This is a genomic window from Streptomyces sp. NPDC054813 (genome assembly GCF_053611365.1).
Genome location: NZ_JBSHAF010000007.1, coordinates 271,511 through 289,001 on the forward strand (window position 1 = coordinate 271,511; position 17,491 = coordinate 289,001).

The 17,491-nt window shown below is 69.8% G+C and carries 11 protein-coding genes and 2 pseudogenes; 6 read left to right on the top strand and 7 right to left on the bottom strand.

Features of this window, described 5'->3' with window-relative positions:
* Nucleotides 1–86: 86 nt before the first annotated feature.
* The 4 genes and pseudogenes from ACWGJB_RS16760 to ACWGJB_RS16775 all read left to right on the top strand — a co-directional run.
* A pseudogene (locus tag ACWGJB_RS16760) lies at nt 87–4,292 on the top strand (RHS repeat-associated core domain-containing protein); the annotation flags it as partial.
* Nucleotides 4,293–4,668: 376 nt separating this feature from the next.
* Entirely contained in the window at nt 4,669–5,037 is a 369-nt protein-coding gene (locus ACWGJB_RS16765; RefSeq protein WP_453380901.1) for a hypothetical protein, read from the top strand.
* Between the two features lie 260 nt (nt 5,038–5,297).
* On the top strand, nt 5,298–5,726 hold the full coding sequence (locus ACWGJB_RS16770; RefSeq protein ID WP_453380902.1) for a DUF6069 family protein: 429 nt from the start codon (nt 5,298–5,300) through the stop codon (nt 5,724–5,726).
* Between the two features lie 223 nt (nt 5,727–5,949).
* Nucleotides 5,950–6,522 carry a dihydrofolate reductase family protein gene (locus ACWGJB_RS16775; RefSeq protein WP_453380903.1) on the top strand — a complete coding sequence of 191 codons (573 nt, stop codon included), beginning with the start codon at nt 5,950–5,952 and terminating at the stop codon, nt 6,520–6,522.
* Nucleotides 6,523–6,894: 372 nt separating this feature from the next.
* On the opposite strand, the pseudogene ACWGJB_RS16780 reads toward ACWGJB_RS16775, so the two are convergent.
* The 4 genes and pseudogenes from ACWGJB_RS16780 to ACWGJB_RS16795 form a co-directional block, all read right to left on the bottom strand.
* Nucleotides 6,895–7,056, bottom strand: a pseudogene (locus ACWGJB_RS16780) (MMPL family transporter); the annotation flags it as partial.
* 15 nt (nt 7,057–7,071) lie between these two features.
* Entirely contained in the window at nt 7,072–8,601 is a 1,530-nt protein-coding gene (locus tag ACWGJB_RS16785; protein ID WP_453380904.1) for a CoA transferase, read from the bottom strand.
* A gap of 52 nt (nt 8,602–8,653) precedes the next feature.
* A complete protein-coding gene (locus tag ACWGJB_RS16790) occupies nt 8,654–9,607 on the bottom strand; it encodes a 3-hydroxyacyl-CoA dehydrogenase NAD-binding domain-containing protein (protein WP_453380905.1) in 954 nt (317 codons plus the stop codon).
* 101 nt (nt 9,608–9,708) lie between these two features.
* Nucleotides 9,709–10,443, bottom strand: coding sequence for an acetoacetate decarboxylase (locus ACWGJB_RS16795; RefSeq protein WP_453380906.1), 735 nt, complete (start codon nt 10,441–10,443; stop codon nt 9,709–9,711).
* 226 nt (nt 10,444–10,669) lie between these two features.
* On the opposite strand from ACWGJB_RS16795, the gene ACWGJB_RS16800 reads away from it, so the two are divergent.
* A complete protein-coding gene (locus tag ACWGJB_RS16800) occupies nt 10,670–11,122 on the top strand; it encodes a MarR family winged helix-turn-helix transcriptional regulator (RefSeq protein ID WP_453380907.1) in 453 nt (150 codons plus the stop codon).
* Nucleotides 11,123–11,368: 246 nt separating this feature from the next.
* On the opposite strand, the gene ACWGJB_RS16805 is transcribed toward ACWGJB_RS16800, so the two are convergent.
* From ACWGJB_RS16805 to ACWGJB_RS16815, 3 genes are all read right to left on the bottom strand, one after another.
* Nucleotides 11,369–12,022: a LuxR C-terminal-related transcriptional regulator gene (locus ACWGJB_RS16805; protein ID WP_453380908.1), complete on the bottom strand. Its 654-nt coding sequence runs from the start codon at nt 12,020–12,022 to the stop codon at nt 11,369–11,371.
* Nucleotides 12,010–13,161: a histidine kinase gene (locus tag ACWGJB_RS16810; protein WP_453380909.1), complete on the bottom strand. Its 1,152-nt coding sequence runs from the start codon at nt 13,159–13,161 to the stop codon at nt 12,010–12,012. The genes ACWGJB_RS16805 and ACWGJB_RS16810 overlap by 13 nt, the downstream gene beginning before the upstream one ends.
* 184 nt (nt 13,162–13,345) lie before the next feature.
* Complete coding sequence (locus ACWGJB_RS16815; protein ID WP_453381011.1) at nt 13,346–15,787, bottom strand: SpoIIE family protein phosphatase; 2,442 nt, start codon at nt 15,785–15,787, stop codon at nt 13,346–13,348.
* Nucleotides 15,788–16,101: 314 nt separating this feature from the next.
* On the opposite strand from ACWGJB_RS16815, the gene ACWGJB_RS16820 reads away from it, so the two are divergent.
* Nucleotides 16,102–17,370 carry a PucR family transcriptional regulator gene (locus tag ACWGJB_RS16820; protein ID WP_453380910.1) on the top strand — a complete coding sequence of 423 codons (1,269 nt, stop codon included), beginning with the start codon at nt 16,102–16,104 and terminating at the stop codon, nt 17,368–17,370.
* Nucleotides 17,371–17,491 lie beyond the last annotated feature (121 nt).

A 17,491-nucleotide genomic window follows, 5' to 3' on the forward strand; every position in this document is an offset into this window, starting at 1 on the left:
GGGCCACGGGGCGCCCGCGGCTGTATCTGACCCGGCGGGGTCGGTGGCATACGCGCGGTGGTGGTCACCGCATCGGGGGAGAGCCCGTGCCCTCCGGGCAGGTCGCTTCGGTGACTGTCCCGTCCGGCCTGCTGGCGGGCGGCAAGACCTACAAGTTCCGTTCCTCGCCGTACGACGGCACGCACTACAACACCGGCTGGTCGGCCTGGAAGACCTTCACCGTCGACACCAGCGCCCCCTCCGCCCCGGTGAAGGTCACCTCCGCCGACTATCCGCCGGGAGCATGGGTCAAGGGGTCCGGCCAGGCGGGCACGTTCACCGTCACCCCACCGGCCGCGGACCACAACTGGCTGGAATGGTCCCTGGACGGCGTGACCTGGACCAAGGTCGCGACCGGGGGCTCCAGCGCGGACAAGAACATCTCGGTCACGCCACCGCGCGACGGCACGCACACACTGCAGGTCCGGGCCGTCGACAAGGCGGACAACAAGTCCGAACCCGTCGCCTACGAATTCCACGCGGGGCCGGGCGGCTTCGCCCAGCCGTCCGAAGGGCAGCGCACCTCCCGCCGGCTGCCGCTGGCCGCCGAGGCCGACGCCGCCAAGTACGACCAGGTCTCCTTCTCGTGGCGCCGTTCGGCCGCCGACGCGTGGGTACGGATACCCGCCGCGGACGTGACCCGTGACGGGACGGCCCTGTCCGCCTGGCCGGTACCGCTGGCAGGCGGGAAGAACGCCGCCCTGGTCTGGAACGCCACCGACACCGTCGATCCCGACGGCAGTGTGGAGATCAAGGCCGACTTCACCGGCCCCGGCTCCGCCGCGGGACAGAGTGACCCGCTCACCGTGATCGTCGACCGCAGCGCGGACGACGCCACCACCGAGGAGCTGGGCCCCGGCACGGTCAACCTGCTCACCGGCGACTACACGCTCGAAGCCACCGACGCCTCGGCCTTCGGGCTGGCGGTGGAGCGCACCGCGTCCTCCCGCACCCCCCACGGAGTGCCGGCGGGACAGGCCCCGATCTTCGGCAAGGAGTGGGTGAGCGGCACCGCGGCCGAGCTGTCGGGTTCCGAGTACAGCCATGTGAGCAGGGTGTCGGACACCGCGGTCGACGTGGTCAGGCTGGACGGCGACGCCATCCACTTCACGGCCAACGCCTCCCGAAGCGGCTGGACGCCCGAGCCGGGTGCCGAGTACCTCACGCTGACCGGCTCCACCTCGGGCACGTTCACGCTCACCGGAGACGACGGTGGGGTGACCGTCTTCACCAAGCCGTCCGGGGCGAGCACCTGGCAGGTGTCCAGCAGCAGGAACGACGGCCAGACCGACTCCACGACGTCCATGGACTCCGAGACGGTCACCGTCGACGGAACCCAACTGGCCCGTCCCACCTGGGTGTACGCGCCCACCTCGGCCACGACGGTGACGGCCTGCAAGGCCGATCGCACCACCAAGGGGTGCCGTGCGCTGGAGTTCGTCTACGCGGCCACCACCACAGCCGCGAGCGGCTCCTACGGTGACGTCACCGGACAGGTGAAGGAGATCCGGCTCTGGTCCACGGCGCCCGGCGCGTCCGCGGCCACCTCCAAGTCGGTACAGAAATACCTGTACGACGACTCCGGCCGGCTGCGCCAGGCGTGGCATCCGCAGATCACGCCGTCGCTGAAGACCGAGTACGTCTACGACAGCGGTGGCCGGGTCACCAGACTCATCCCGCCCGGTGAGCTGCCGTGGAGCTTCACCTACGGCAAGGCCGGCTCCGGCAGTGCGGCCGGGGAGGGCATGCTGCTGAAGATGTCCCGCCCGGCACTGGCCCAGGGCAGCGCCGACACGGTCTCCGGCGAGGCTGCCACCTCCGTGGTCTACGACGTGCCGCTGACCGGTTCGACAGCGCCGAACACCATGGGAACCACCGCCGTCAGGACTTGGGGGCAGGCCTCGGCGCCCACGGACGCGACCGCGATCCTTCCCGCGGACGCCGTGCCCGCCTCGAACTCCGGGAGCGCCCTCTCCGCGGCCGACTACCGGCGGGCGACCGTCCACTACCTGGATGCCTCAGGCCGTACGGTGAACACCGCCGCTCCCGGTGGACGTATCGCCACCACCGAGTACGACCGGTTCGGCAACACCGTGCGCGAGCTGACCGCGCGGAACCGCGAGACGGCCGTCGGCACGTCCACCGCGGCCACCGCCGCCCGCGCCGAACTGGGCATAGCCGCCCTGCCGTCCGCCGAACGCGCCCAGCTGCTGTCCACCAGCCGCACTTTCGACGCCAAGGGCACCCGTCTGCTGGAGGAAGTCGGGCCGCTGCGGCGCGTCGATCTCACCGCGGACCTGAAGTCCGGCACCACCACTCTCGTCGCGGCGGGCACCTCGGTGACGGCACGCGTCTGGTCCGTCCACGCCTACGACGAGGGGCGCCCGACCGACGGCAGCGCCGTCATCCGCGACCAGGTCACCAAGGTCACCACGGGCGCGGAGGTACGTGAGCACCCGGGTGTCCAGGGCGAGGTCCGTGTCGTGCAGACCGGCTACGACTGGGCCAAGGGCCTGAAGACCAGGACCGTCGAGGACCCGGGCGGGCTCGCGATCACCACCGCGATCGAGTACGACGCACAGGGCCGTGAGATCCGGCGTACCGCTCCCGGTGCCGATGCCGGTGCCGCCACCAGCCGGGTCACCGTCTACTGGTCCGGGAGCGGCACCGGCGCCTGCGCCGGCCGTCCCGAGTGGGCCGACCTGGTCTGCTCGACAGGCCCTGCCGGAGCGATCACCGGCGGCGGTTCCAACCCCGCACAACTCCCCGCCCGGACCACCGAGTACGACTGGTGGGGCACCATCGCCCGGACCACCGAGACCGCGAACGGCTCGACCCGGACCACCACCACCGGCACGGACGACGCCGGCCGCACCACGTCGGTGAAGACCACCGGGGGAGCGGGCACCGCGGCACCGGAGGCGGTCACCGCGTACGACCCGGCGACCGGCCGGGTCGTACGGACCGACTCGCCGACCGGCGGCGCCCTCACCACCGGCTACGACAAGCTCGGCCGCGTCATCTCCTACACCGACGCGGACGGAGGCACCACCACCGAATACGACCTGCTCGACCGCCAGGTCAAGCGGGGCAACAACATCCCGTCCTCGGTGACCTACACCTACGACCACACCGCCGAACCGCGCGGCCTGGCCACCAAGGCCGTGGACTCGGTCGCCGGTACCTTCACCGCGTCCTACGACGCCGACGGCGAACTCGTCGAGGAGAAGCTGCCCGGCGGCTACACCCTGGTCCAGGCCGTCGACGCGGACGGCAACGCCCTCGAACGCACCTACACCCGGGACAGCGACAACGTCCTCGTACAGTCCGACACCGTCACCCGCTCGATCCACGGGCAGGTCACCTCGGACGCGCAGATCACCGCACAGAACTACCGCTACGACGCGGTCGGCCGGCTGACCTCGGTGCAGGACACCGCCGAGACCGTGTGCACCACGCGCAGCTACACCTTCGACGCCCGCGCCAACCGCAAGACCCTCACCCGTGCCACCGGCACCCCCGGCGCGGACTGCCCCACCTCGGGAGGGACAACCACCGCCTACACCTACGACAGCGCCGACCGCCAGGTGGACACCGGATACACGTACGACGCCTTCGGCCGCACCACGGCCAAGCCCGGCGGGGTGGCCCTGGACTACTACAACAACGATCTCCTCCGTCAGGAGACCGTCGGCTCCAAGCGTCAGACCTGGCAGCTCGACGGCACCCAGCGCATCCGCTCCTGGACCGTCGACACCAACAACGGCGGAACCTGGGGCACCACCGAGTCGAAGGTCAACCACTACGACTGCGGATGCGACAGTCCCGCCTGGGTCACGGAGAACGCACAGGGGGCCGTGACCCGCTACGTCGAGTCGCTCGGCGGCGGCATCACCGCCACCACCGCCAAGACCGGTGACACCGTCCTGCAACTCAGCGACATCCACGGCGACATCACCTTCCGGCTGCCGCTGGACACCTCCCAGGCCCCCACCGTCCAGGACACCGACGAGTACGGCAACGCGCGGGCGAGCAGCACACCCGGACGCTACGACTGGCTCGGCGTCCAGCAGCGGTCCGGCGACACCCTCTCCGGGCTCACCCTGATCGGCGCGCGGGTCTACGACTCCGCCACCGGCCGTTTCCTCCAACTGGACCCGGTCGTCGGCGGCGGCGCCAACGCGTACGGGTATCCGCCGGACCCGATCACCATGTACGACCTGGACGGCAAGGGCTGGTTCTCCTGGGGCCGCGCCTGGCGGATCACCGTGTGCGTGGGCGCCGTTCTCTGGGTCCTCGGCACGGCCTACTTCGCCGCCGCCAAGATCCGCAGGATCTGGCAGGTCATCCGGCGCTGGGGCGGCATCCGGGCCGCCGTCTCCCGCGTGATGAGCGCACGCACCCGCTACCTGCGGATGCAACGCCTGGCAACCATGATGATCACTTCAGGTTCCGCGATCCTCGGTCTCGACAGCGTCTACGACAAATGCATCAAGACCAAGCTGTAGACACCGGGCGTCGTCGGCGCTGATTCCGACGGCCGCCGATTCGCCGCACCGCCTCACCCGCCATCACAGCCTGCTCCGGCCGGATCCCGGCCGGAGCAGGCTTCCGAGAAAGAACCCCCTCATGAGTTCGCCCAGCCCCCTCCTGGTCGTCCCCGCACTGCTGTGGACCGCGGTCGCCGGGATCGCGCTGATCACCTCGATCGTCCTCTCCGTCCGCACCGGACGGCAGCAGCCACCTTCCGGCGCCTGGAACCCGTTCGGACCGGGCTTCCTGCCCGCCGCCGCGGCGGCGGCAGCGGGGTACGCCGTCGGCGCCATCGCCACCGGCCACTTCTCCCCCGGAAGTGCCGTTTTCAGCATCCTCTGGCCCGCCATGGCCACCTCGGCCCTCGACTTCACCGCACCACGACGTACCCGGTCCTGGCCGCGGTGGGCTGGTCTGTCCTTCGCCGCCATCGGCGCGGCTCTCTACGGATCCCTGCCCATATGACGAAGCCCCTCAGCGTCGGCGTGCGCCCGCTGTAGGAGCCTGCGGCGATACGCGCCTCTCCGACGCCGCGTACGGCTCGGCCTTCCGGCATGGACTCCTGCCACTCACCGCCCTGCCCCGCTTCCGACGACTTTACTTTTCTTGACAATTTTCTTTGTCGGTTGAACACTGAAAACGCCTGGAGACGCAGCTGACGCCACCGCGGCCGGAGAGCCGGCCGTGGCCTGCGTGAACCTCCGCCCCTCGACAAGGAGACCGACGTGTCCGCATCCGCCTCGATCGCCCCTGATGCCGAGCCGGCCCGTGCCGGCCATCGCCCGCTGTGGCTGCCAGGGCTGGCCTTCGCCGCGGGTGGCGCTGTCGCCGCGACGGTGGTGGCCGTGGTGGCCGTGGTGGCGGACGCCGCCGGCGTGTCGCTCGAGATCGCCGGCGAGCGAATACCGCTGCTGGGCTTCACGCAGCTCGCGTTCGTGTTCTCGGTCGTGGGTATCGCGCTCGCGGCCGCCTTCCGGCGGTGGTCGGGCCGGGCCGCCCGGACGTTCGTCCGCACGACAGCCGCACTGGCCGCGGTGTCCCTCCTGCCCGACCTCCTGGTCCCCGATGCCGATGCCGTCACGCGGGTGACGCTCATCATCAGCCACATCGCGGTCGCTGCCATCGTCATTCCGGCGCTCCGCTCCCGCCTGTGACGGCTGCCGCGCACATCCCGGAAGGCGCCGCTGTGGTCGCCTGGGCCGTGGCCCGGTCTGCCGTGTCGGGGGAGCGAGCCGCAGGGCGGTGTCTTCCGTCGTGGCACGTCTCCTTTTCGGCCTGAAGGAGCTCGAACGGCACAGGCCGGTCGAGCCCGACGAGGAACGGCGCAAGGGAAACGGCAGCGAACGTGTGTACATCTCCAACCCTGAGGAAACCCACATGCGTACTCTGATCAGCACCGCCTTCATCTCTCTCGACGGCGTCGTGGAGGGCCCGGGCGGCGAGCCCGGCTACCGGAACTCCGGCTGGACCTTCAAGGACATCGAGTTCGTCGCCGAGGCATTCGAGATCAAGGGGCGGGAGCAGCAGGAGTCGACCGCCATCCTGATGGGCCGGGTCAGCTACGAGGCGTTCAGCCCCGTGTGGCCCGACATGGCGGAGTTCGCCCACTACAAGACGCTGCCGAAGTACGTCGTCTCCACCACCCTCACCGACGACGAACTCGTCTCCGACTGGGGCGAGACAACCATCCTGCGCACCCTCGAAGAGGTCGCCGCACTCAAGGAGACCTCCGGCGGCCCGATCATCGTCCACGGCAGCGCGAACCTGAACCAGGCCCTGTCCGACGCGGGCCTGATCGACCGCTACCACCTGCTCGTCTTCCCGCTGCTGCTGGGCGCCGGCAAGCGGCTCTTCAGCGCAACCGACAAGGACACCCAGAAGCTGAAGCTCATCGAGCACGAGGTCTACAGCAACGGCCTGCAGAAGCAGGTCTTCGACGTCGTCCGCTGAACCTGACGATGACAGGCAGAGGGTCAGCGAATGCACCTCGAGGTGGTGACTCGGCCTGGGCCGGATCGACTCGGTGGCGCCACCGTGCCCGCGACCGGGCTGACCGCGTCCACCGTCCGGCCGCTGCCTGCTCCGACCGTGCGTCCCCAGGGCGCGGGCGCTACCCGAGCGCCGGTGCCGGCGGCTGATGAAGAACTGCCGACACCGGCGTTCACCCATCGCGGTGGCCGGCCAGTTCTTGTCGGCCGGTACGGGTTCGGCGGCGGAAGCCGTTCGGCTGTCCGTGTGCCGCGGTGGCAGTGAGTCGCCTTCGATGTCCACGTTCGGCACGGCGCGGTCCAGCCACTTGGGCAGTGCCCGCGCGTGGCGGTCGAGCAGGCTCAGCACCGCGGGGACGATCGTGAGGCGGACCACGAAGGCGTCGATGAGGACGCCGACGGTCAGCGCGAAGCCGATGGACTCGACGGTCGGGTCGTGGTTGAAGATGAAGCCGCCGAAGACGGCGGCCATGATGAGGGCCGCCGCGGTGACGACCCGGCCGCTGCGTGTTCAGTTGTGCTGGGGGAGCCACAGGGGGGCGCTGCTGCCGCGAGGGAGGAGGATGTCGCGGAAGTGGCCGGGGGTGCGGGACATGATGATCTGGTCGGTGACGCCCTGGTAGTGGCCGCAAGGGGTGTCGGCGGTGAAGGTGTCGGGGTCCAGGTAGGCGTGCGGAGAGTCGGGGTCGGGGTCGAGGGCGGTCGCGTGGGCGTAGCCGCGGTCGAAGACGCCGAGGCTGAGGATCCAGGTGGCGATGCGGGTGAGGTTGAGGGTGACGCGGTAGCTGCCGCCGTCGGTGGCGCGGCGCATCAGCGCGGCGAGCGCGCCGGTGGTGGCCAGCCACGACAGTACGTAGTCGTTGACGACGCTGATGTACGGCAGGGCCGGGGTGCTGGTCGGCCCGGCCGCGACGCCGTCCTCGCCCTCCATGAGCATGATGCCGGTGAGTGCGCCGGCGGTCTGGTCGAAGCCGACGCGGTGGGCCCAGGGGCCGGTCTGGCCGGCGAGGTAGATGCTGATGTGGATGATGCCGGGCCGGACGGCCGCGGCCTCCTCGGCGCTGAGGCCGATCTTCTCCAGGTAGCCGGGGCGGCGGTTGGCATAGAAGATGTCGGCCTCGCGCAGGAGTTCGCGGATCCTGGCCTGCCCCTCGGTGCCATAGGGGTCGATGGTGGTCGAGCGGACGCCGACGTTGGCGGTGTTGTAGGTGGAGTCGTGCTCCAGCTCGTTCGGCCGCCAGATGTTCAGCACGTCCGCGCCGTGCTGGGCGAGGTCCCGGCCCACTCCGGCGCCGGCGATGATGTGGCCCATGCCCAGGGCGCGCACGCCGGAGAGCGGCTGGGCGGCCGCGGCGGAGAGGGGTTCGGGCTCGCTGTCGCCGATCTTCTCGATCTTGATCAGCGGTTGTCGTGCGATGTACTCGTAGGCGGGCTCGCGGAGAAACTCCTCGGTGGTGCGCAGCATGGGCATCACCGCGCCGATCTCGTCGCCCGCCTGCTCCAGGTCGGCGGCGTTCCACTTGGAGACGGCGTCCGCGACGGCCCGCTTCTCGGGCCAGGTGCGGAGCAGCTTGTAGACGGCGTTCTTGATCTTCGGGTAGGGGTTGAGCGGCATGACCCAGCGGCCGTCGCGGGTCTGGTAGAAGTCGAAACCGAGCGGGTTGGCCGGGTCCGAGGGCGTGCCGCCGGGGTAGCCGTTGAGCAGTTCCCACTTCTTGTCGTAGAAGGGGCACAGCCGGTGCGGGGCCTTGCGCAGGTCCATGGTGATGTCCTGGCCCTCGCCGGTGCGGCGCTGCCAGAGGGCGGCCAGCGCGACGGACTTGGCGGTCATGCCCAGGGCGGGGACGGCGCCCAGGCGCATGATGCTGGGCACGACGGGGTCGGCACCGATGAAGGTGATCTGTCCGCCGCTGTCCTCGGGGTGGAGGCCGGCCGAGGAGAGGACCTCACGCAGGGCCTGGTGGATGTCGAAGCAGTCGTCCGTGGTGGACGGATCGGCGAGGGTCTTCTGGATGCGGTCGGTGAGTTCTTCGGCGCTCATGGGTTCTGCGATCTCCGTGCTGGCGGGGGGATGTCCGGGCGGCGAGGGCGGGTCAGGCGTCGAAGGTCTCGCCGAGCGCGCGCATCAGGGCGAGCTGCTTGCGGTCGCGTTCGGCGGCGAGTTCGTCGACGGTGCCGCCGAAGTCCTTGGCCTGGTCGGTCAGCAGCCGCCTGGTGGGCTCGTCGAAGGCCACCTTCTCGTGGGCCATGTCGGCCCAGCGCCGCTCCATGCCGACGCCGAGGTGGCTCATGAAGTGGGCCAGTCCGCCCTCCCCGCCGCCGAGGTGGAAGGAGCGGAAGGGCCCGGCGACGGCCCAGCGCTGGCCGATGGACGAGGTGACGATGGAGTCGAGCTCCTGCATGGTGACGACGCCCTCGCTCACCAGATGCACGCACTCGCGGAAGATCGCCGACTGCAGCCGGTTGGCGACGAAGCCGGGCACCTCCTTGCGCAGCACCTGCGGCCGCTTGCCGAGGTCGCGGTAGAAGGCGCGGGCGCGTTCGACCGTCTCCTCCGAGGTCCGCTCGCCCGGAACGACCTCCACCAGCGGCACCAGATGCGGCGGGTTGAAGGGGTGTCCGACGACGAGCCGTGCCGGATCCCTGAGGGCGGTGGCGATCTCGGTGGCGGGGATGCCCGAGGTGGAGGTGGCGAACAGCGCATCGGCCGGTGCGTTGCTCTCGATGGTCTGCCAGATCTCGTGCTTGACCTCCAGCCGTTCCGGGCCGTTCTCCTGTACCAGGTCCGCCTCACGGACCGCGGTGGCCAGGTCCGGCTCGAAGGACAGCCGTGCGGTGAGCGACGAGGTGTCCAGCCCGAGCGCCTTCAACGCGGGCGCGGCCTGCGCGACGTACGTGCGCACGGCCTCGTCGACTCCGGGCTGCGGGTCGCTGACGGTGACGGACAGGCCGCGGGCCAGGAACAGCGCTGCCCAGGAGGCACCGATGACGCCTCCCCCGACCACGGTGACCTTGCGGATTCCGGCGATGCTGTCGTTCTCGGACATGCGGGACACCTGCTCTTCTTCTTCTCGGCGCGCGGGCGCGAGGGCGTGGGGATGCGGAGGGATCTGGGGGAAGCGAGGGATCTGGGGGATGCGGGGAACGGTCAGGCCAGGTAGTCGTGGACGACCCGGGCGCGGCCCAGGGTCAGGTCGGTGAGGATGTGCGAGGCGGAGACGACCTCCAGGACCGGCAGGTCGGCGAGCGGAGCCAGCGCGTGGGCCAGCAGTTGCAGCCGGGCGGGCCCGGTCCAGGCACCCTTGACCGTGAGGTCGCCGATCTGGGTCCGGACGAGTTCGCAGATGCGCGGCGTGCCGTCGTAGTGCGGAAGCTTCTTGAGCATGAACGTCGGCAGCGTCAGCTCCTCGCGGGCCTTCTCGGTGGCCAGCGGCCGGTGCTTGTAGCCCATCGTCGCGCGGGCGACGGGCAGCGAGCCGTAGTCCAGGGTGCCGACGAGGGTGTCCTGGTCGACGTAGAGCCGGGGCCGGCCGAGCTTCTTCGGGAAGGCGCCGATCTCCCGCCCGCTGGCGATCGCGGGGAAGTTGTCCACGTACATCGACAGGCTGTACTCACCCGCCTCGCCCTCGTACTCGACGACGGCGAGCTGGCCCGACTCCGTGTAGTCGCCCAGCCCGGTGACGTCCGGCATCCGCATGACCTCGAAGCGGACCAGCGGCTCCGTCACCCGCAGTGGCTCAGGCACGACCCGCTCCAGGGCCCCGGGATCCGTCCGGTACGTGATGTTCAGGTACTCGCGGTCGGTGAACCGGTACGGGCCTGCCGGGAAGGCCGGGGCGTCCAGCGGTGTGCTCGGTGCGTGGACGACGTCCTCGACTCGCATGGCTCTCGCCTGCCTCTCACGTCCCCCTGATTGACATAACGACATTAAGGGGACGAAACGCTGCGCACCTGCCCTCGGCCGAGTGTCTCCAGGGTGCTCGGCGGGACCTGTACGGTCTTCATGGTGTGTTGCATAATGCAACATGGCCACTGTAGATCCGTCCGCCGCCTGTTGCAAAATGAAACTCCGCGGCAGGAGCCCCGGGCCGCATGGAAGGGACACGCACGTGGCCGATGACGACACAGAGCTCCGGGGACTCGTCCGGGAGCTGGTGACTCTCTCCCGGCGCTTCCGGGGCAACGCCGAACGGCTCCATCCGGAGCTGAGCTTCGTCGACTATTCCCTGCTCTCCGAGATGGCCGCACGGGGCGGGGCTCGCGCGACGGACCTGGTCGGCCTCTACGGCCTCAACAAGTCCACGATCAGCCGCCAGGTCGCCGCACTGGAACGCGCCGGCCTGGTGGTACGGGAGGCCGACGCGCACAACCACCGAGCCCAGCTGCTCCGCCCCAGCGACCACGGCCGGGAACTCCTCGCCCGCGCCGACGCCCTGATGTACCGGGAGGTCGACACCCGCACCGAGGGCTGGACCGCGGAGGAGGTCCAGGCCCTGCGCGGTCTCCTCACCCGCTACAACGCCGCCGCCTCAGCGGTCGCCGCCGACGCACCGAACCACTGATCCGAGCGGAGGGTCCGTCGCTCACGCGGCCGGCCGGGCGTGGCACGGGCGCCGGTCGGAGTTCTTCGCCGGTGGGGCGTCCGTGCGGACCCGGCGGGACGCCCGTGCGGACGCCGGAACGACCGGCGCCCCCGTCCCGGCGAGGGGAGGTCCCGCATGCCCTCCGGACTGCGGTCACAGTGACCGGGCGGATGACGGGCGGGACCGCGCCCGGATGTGCCGGCAGCCTGCGCCTCGGTGCGGTGCTCACTCCTGTGGTGCGTGGGCCAGGTGGGCGAGGACTGCCAGGACCCGGCGGTGGCCGCTGTCGCTCGGCGGCAGGCCGAGCTTGAGGAACACGTTGCCGATGTGTTTGTGGACCGCGCGCTCGGTGACGACCAGGTTCCTGGCGATGGTCGCGTTGTCGTGGCCCTGGGCCATCAGCGCCAGTACCTCGCGCTCGCGTGGGGTGAGTGAGTCGAGGGGCGAGTCCTTGCGGCGGGTGAGGAGTTCGGTGACGACCTCGGGGTCCAGCGCGGTACCGCCGGCGGCGACCCGCTCCAGGGCGTCGAGGAACTCGTCGACCCGGCCGACCCTGTCCTTGAGGAGATACCCGATGCCGCTGGTCCCGCCGCCCAGCAACTCGCTGGCGTACGACTCCTCGACGTACTGCGAGAGGACCAGCACCGGCAGGCCGGGAATCGCCTGCCGCGCTTCGAGCGCTGCCCGCAGTCCCTCGTCGCGGAAGCCGGGGGGCATTCGTACGTCGAGGACGGCCACGTCGGGGCGGTGCTCCAGGAGTGTGGGCATGATCTCGGGCCCGCTGCCCGCCACGGCCAGGACGTCATGCCCGGACGAGGTCAGCAGCAGGACGAGGCCTTCTCGCAGGAGGGCGTTGTCCTCGGCGATCACCACACGCACGGCAACTCCACTTCGATCACGGTCGGCCCGCCGACCGGGCTGGACGCTTCCATGGTTCCGTCGAGCGCGGCGACCCGCCGCCGCATGCCGAGCAGTCCCGAGCCATCGGTCTCGACGGCACCGCCACGGCCCTCGTCCCGGATCTGGACGCGCAGGCCGCGCCGCACCCGGACGAGCCGGACCTCTGCGCGGGTGACGCCGCTGTACTTGGCGACGTTGGTCAGCGATTCGGCCACCACGAAATAGGCGGCCGCCTCCACCGCCGCCGGCGCCTGCGGTCCCTGGTCGAGGCCGCCGGCGTCCACGGCCACCACCAGGCCGCTGGCCGCCGCCAGTGCGCGCACCGCGCCGGCCAGGCCCCGGTCGCTCAGGATCGGCGGATGGATGCCGCGCACCACCTGCCGCAGCTCCGTCAGCGCCTTCTCGGCCTGTTTCTGGGCCTCCTCAAGGAGCAGGAGACCGGTCTCGCGGTCACCGCCGTAGGCGCGCCTGGCGAGCCCGATCCGCATGGACAGCGCCACCAGCTGTGCTTGCGCCCCGTCGTGCAGATCGCGCTCGATACGGCGCAGTTCGGCACCGTGCGCGGCGATCGCGTCGGCCCGCGTCTGGGCCAGCCGCTCCACCTTGGCCGTCAGCAGCGCCTGCGGGGACGGCTTGAGCAGGGCCGTCGACCAGTCGGCCTCCAGGTCCGCGAGCCGCTCGATCAGCGGGAGGACGACGGCCTTGCGGCGCAGCAGTCCGCACCACACGCCGTCGACGAGCAGGCCGACCGGCCACAGTGGCAGGGCGAGGGCGAGCAGGGCGCCGTAGAACCAGTAGGCGACCATCCAGCGCAGATCACTGCGGGTACCGGGATCCCGCACCGCGGTGACCACCCGCTCGCGCACTGTGCCGGTCAGGGGCTGGTACACCTCGGGGATCTTCACGCCGGTCCAGGCAGCGGTGAGGTTCCGCTTGGCTCCCGCGATCCGCCGGACGAGCAGGACCGTCTCGGGCAGTAGCCAGATACCGGCCAGTGCCAACGTGCCGACGGCGGTGATCAGCAGCACGGTGATGAAGATCCACGTGCCGAACGCCATGAGCGCCGTCACAAAGAGGTGAGCGGTGGCCCTCCCGGCGCGCTGCACCGATTTCCGCATGGCAGGAAGCTAAATGATTTACTTGAGTTAGGCAAATACCGGTTGGGGGGGCGAGCTCGACGGGCCGGCTGGGAGACGCATCCACCCTGGCCACACTGTTCCCGGAGGCCTCGCGGGGAACTCGCTGCTCCCTGCCCGCGTCGCCGGCCCGATGATCCGGCCTTCTTCGTCGCGCTTCCCTGTCTCAGACGCCGGGGTCGAGTTCCTGTTCCGCCCACACGGTTTTGCCTCCTCCTGTCAGGTACCTGGCTCCGTGGCGCCGGCAGAGCTGCGCGACGATGTAGAGGCCGCGACCGCCTTCGTCGCTGGGGCATGCGTGGCGCAGCCGGGGGAGGGTGTCGCTGGCGTCGGAGACTTCGCAGGTCAGGACCTGGTGCCGGATCAGGCGGAGGCGGAGCGGGCCGGTGGCGTGGCGGACGGCGTTGGTGACCAGTTCGCTGATGATCAGCTGGGTGGAGGCTTCCAGACATTCCAGTCCCCACTGGGCCAGTCGTCGGGTGACCAGGGCGCGGGCCTGGCGGACGACGGCCGGTTCGCCGGGCAGTTCCCAGCTCGCGGTCTGGCTCGGGCTCAGCGCATGGGTGCGTGCGACGAGCAGAGCCACGTCGTCACCCGGTGACCGAGTCGGCACCGTCTCCATCACCGAGGAGCAGAGCCCTTCCAGCGACTGGCCCGGATGTGCCAGGGCGCCACCCAGGCGCTTCATGCCGAGGTCGATGTCCTGGTCGCGGCTCTCGACCAGGCCGTCGGTGTACAGGGCGATCCGGCTCCCCTCGGGCAGTTCCAGCTCGACGGCTTCGAAGGGGACACCCAACCCGACGCCGAGCGGCGTCCCGGTGGGCAGGTCGGGGAAGGTGACCTTGCCGTGAGGGTCGATGACCGCGGGCGGGGGGTGCCCGGCCCGTGCCATGGTGCACTTCCGGGTGATCGGGTCGTAGACCGCGTACAGGCAGGTCGCACCGGTGACACAGGTCGGGTCCTGCGAGTCGGCGTCCTCCATGGCGAGCCGCCGGACCGTGTCGTCGAGGTGGCTCAGCAACTCGTCGGGGGGCAGGTCGAGGTCCGCCAGCGCATGTACCACCGTGCGGAGCCGGCCCATGGTCGCCGCGGCGTTGATGCCGTGTCCCACCACGTCGCCCACCACCAGCGCCGTCCGGGCGCCGGACAGCGGGATGACGTCGAACCAGTCGCCTCCCACACCGTTGTCCACATCGGCCGGCAGATAGCGCGAGGCCGTCTCGATGGCCGTGCCCTGCACCACACGCTGCGGGAGCAGGCTGCGTTGCAGCGTCAGGGCCGCGCTGCGTTCCCGCGCGTACCGGCGAGCGTTGTCCAGGGCAAGCGCCGTACGGCTGACGAGTCCCTCGGCGAGGAGCAGGTCATCCTCCTGGAACGGTGCGGGATCCTCGGTCCGTACGAACACCGCCGTACCCAGAGAGGTGTGCCGGGTACGGATGGGGACGACCATCAGGGAGTGCATGCCGCTGTCCCGCATGGTCCGTGCCCGGTCGGGGTCTCGGTCGAACCAGGTGCCGGGAGAACCGTCCAGGACCGGTTCCAAATGGGAGCGGCCGGAAGACAGGACCTTGGTGAAGGGCGAGCTCGGTGGTACGGCGACCAGCTCACCGCGTGCCCACGGGGACTCGGGGACTCCGGGACGGATCGAGGCCATACCCGCGCGACGGAGGACGCGACGGTGGCTGTCCCCCGGTCCGATGCGGGCGAAGGGCGCTTCGCCGAACTGGATCGACTCGGCCAGGTCCACGTTGACGTAGTCGGCAAGCAGCGGTACCGCGAGGTCGGCCAGCTCCTGACCGATCTGCATCACGTCCAGGCTGTTGCCCATGCGTGTGCCGGCCTCGCTGAGGATGGCCAGGCGCTCGCAAGCCCGCTGACTGCCGGTGACATCCACACTCGTGCAGCACACCCCCGTGGGCCGGCCGTCGGCGTCCTGGAGGCAGAAGTACCAGGCCGCGATCGCGTGCTCACGGCGTGGATCCGCCGACGGCCACGCCCGGTACTCATGGACCGTGGCGATGCCGCTGTCCAGGACCTGTCGCATCACCACCTCGAGTCTTTCGGCTTCGATGCCGGGCAGCACATCCGGGAGACGGCGTCCGAGCCGCTGATCGCGAGGAATGCCGTCCTGTCGCTCCATCGCGTCGTTGGTCCAGGCGCAGTGCAGTTCCTGATCGTGAACGGTGATGCCGATCGGCGTACGGGTGAGAAGTGAGTCCCGCACCGATCCGATGGTCCCTACCGGAGAGAGCGAGGTGATGTCGGTGCCGGAGATGACCCAACGGATTTCCCGGTCCTGCCCCCACAGCAACGAGAACCGCAGGCTCGCCTTGATGGCATGGCCCTCGCGGTGGCGGACGGTCGCGGTGCCGGACCAGCCGCCCCGGGCAAGGCACTCCTGGGTCGAGGCCCAGTCCAGCAGCGTTCGGCGGCTGAGGGGCAGGAGCTTGGAGACGGGCCGGCCGACCACTTCCGCGGCCGGGTAGCCGACAAGCCGCTGCGCCGTGCTCGTCCACCCCACCACCGTTCCCTCGGCGTCGATCATGGCGATGGCGGAGTCGGGTTTCTCTCGGGGGTCCAGCCGCTCACAGAAGCTGCCTTGAAACATCTCGGTCACCAGATTTCCCCGATCACATGGATTGCTGAGAACCGGGCCGTGGCGATTCAGCGGCTCCGGCCGGTGCCACCCGGACCACGACAGTAAGAAAGAGGTTAGGAGTGCAGACCGGGACGAACGCGGGGTGCAACACACCATCTTCTGGATGCGGTTTGTGACAGGGAAACAAAATGCTCACCGCCCGGCCGTGCCGAACTGACGGACGCAGACTGGTCCCCGTCTCCCGCACCGCTGATTCCTGAGTAGACGCCGGTAGTCTTTGGAGCATGGGCGTGGAGAGTCCGGAGCCCGGGTGGGAACTGTCCGTGAGTGCGGCCAACGTAGAGTCACGCCTCGCGGAGATCTCTCACGACGTATGGGAACACCTGCTCATTGAAATCCCGCAGGTCAGGGTGGACGAAATCGCCGAAAGAATTCTGCTGGCGAGCGTCAAGGAAAATATTGCCACTCTGCTGCATATCTTTGAGAATGACATCGCTCTGGAAAATCTTGAGGGGCTTGCCGCGGCCAATGAGCATGCGAGGAGACTGGCTCAGAGGGATATCCCTGTCAGTGCGTTGATCCGGGCCTACAGGCTCGGTCACTGGCGTTTCCTGCAATGGTGCCTGGACGAGCTTGCCCGCCGGGGCGCCGACGACGCTCTCTCCGCCGCCGCCAACCGGCGCATGCTGAAAGTGAGCTTCGGTTACATCGACAGCATCACAGAGCATGTCATCGAGGTGTACCACCTGGAGCGAGAACGCTGGCTGCTGGGCCGGAGCGTCATACGTGCCGCGCGTGTGCAGGACGTCCTCGCCGGGAAAGAGACGGACCTCGACGCGGCGGAAGCCGCTCTCGGCTACCGCCTGCGACAGAAACACCTGGGCCTTACGGCCTGGCTGCCGGCGCTGACCCACGGCGGAGCCGGACTGGCCCGGCTCGACCGGCTCACCCACGAGATGGCGAAGGAACTCGACTGTCCTGCCAGACCGCTGTTCATGCCCCGAGACGAAGGACTGGCCTGGGTCTGGCTGCCCTTCGGCTATCACGGCGAGGTCTCCTGGGAACGGTTGTCCAGTGTGGTCGAAAGCGGCGAACCCTCCGTGCAGGTCTGCGCCGGAAGCCTGCAGCACGGGGTCGAGGGGTTCCGCAGCACGAACAGGGAAGCGCTACGAGCACAAGAGCTTGCTACGGCGGCGAGTCCCGGCCGGCGGCTCACCGTGTACTCGGAGGTCGCTCCGGTCGCGTTGATGTGCAAGAACCTTCCGGACCTGCGCACCTGGGTGGGGAGAATCCTCGGGCCGCTGGCCGTCGACGACGAGCAGTGCGCACGGTTGCGAGAGACCCTGCAGGATTTCCTGACGACCGGATGCAATTACACCGCCACGGCGGGTCATGAAAGCCTGCACAAGAACACCGTGCATTACCGCATCCAAAAGGCCGAGGCGATCATGGGTCACTCGGTCCAGGCAAGACACGCGGATCTCGAGGTCGCCCTGCTCGCCGTCCGGTACCTCGGCTCCACGGTCATGCAGCCGTCCGGAGACGGCACGGAGGTACGCCGGCGCACTGGGAGTCCTCGGGGGCGCCAATGAGGGCATCGAGTTCGCGGACCCTGGAAGTTGTCAGCGGTTGCGACGGCCGCCCAAGCGCCGATTTCACTGCAGCGCACTCCTGGCGCAATGAAATGGATGTGATGCGATGATCGGAGACGTG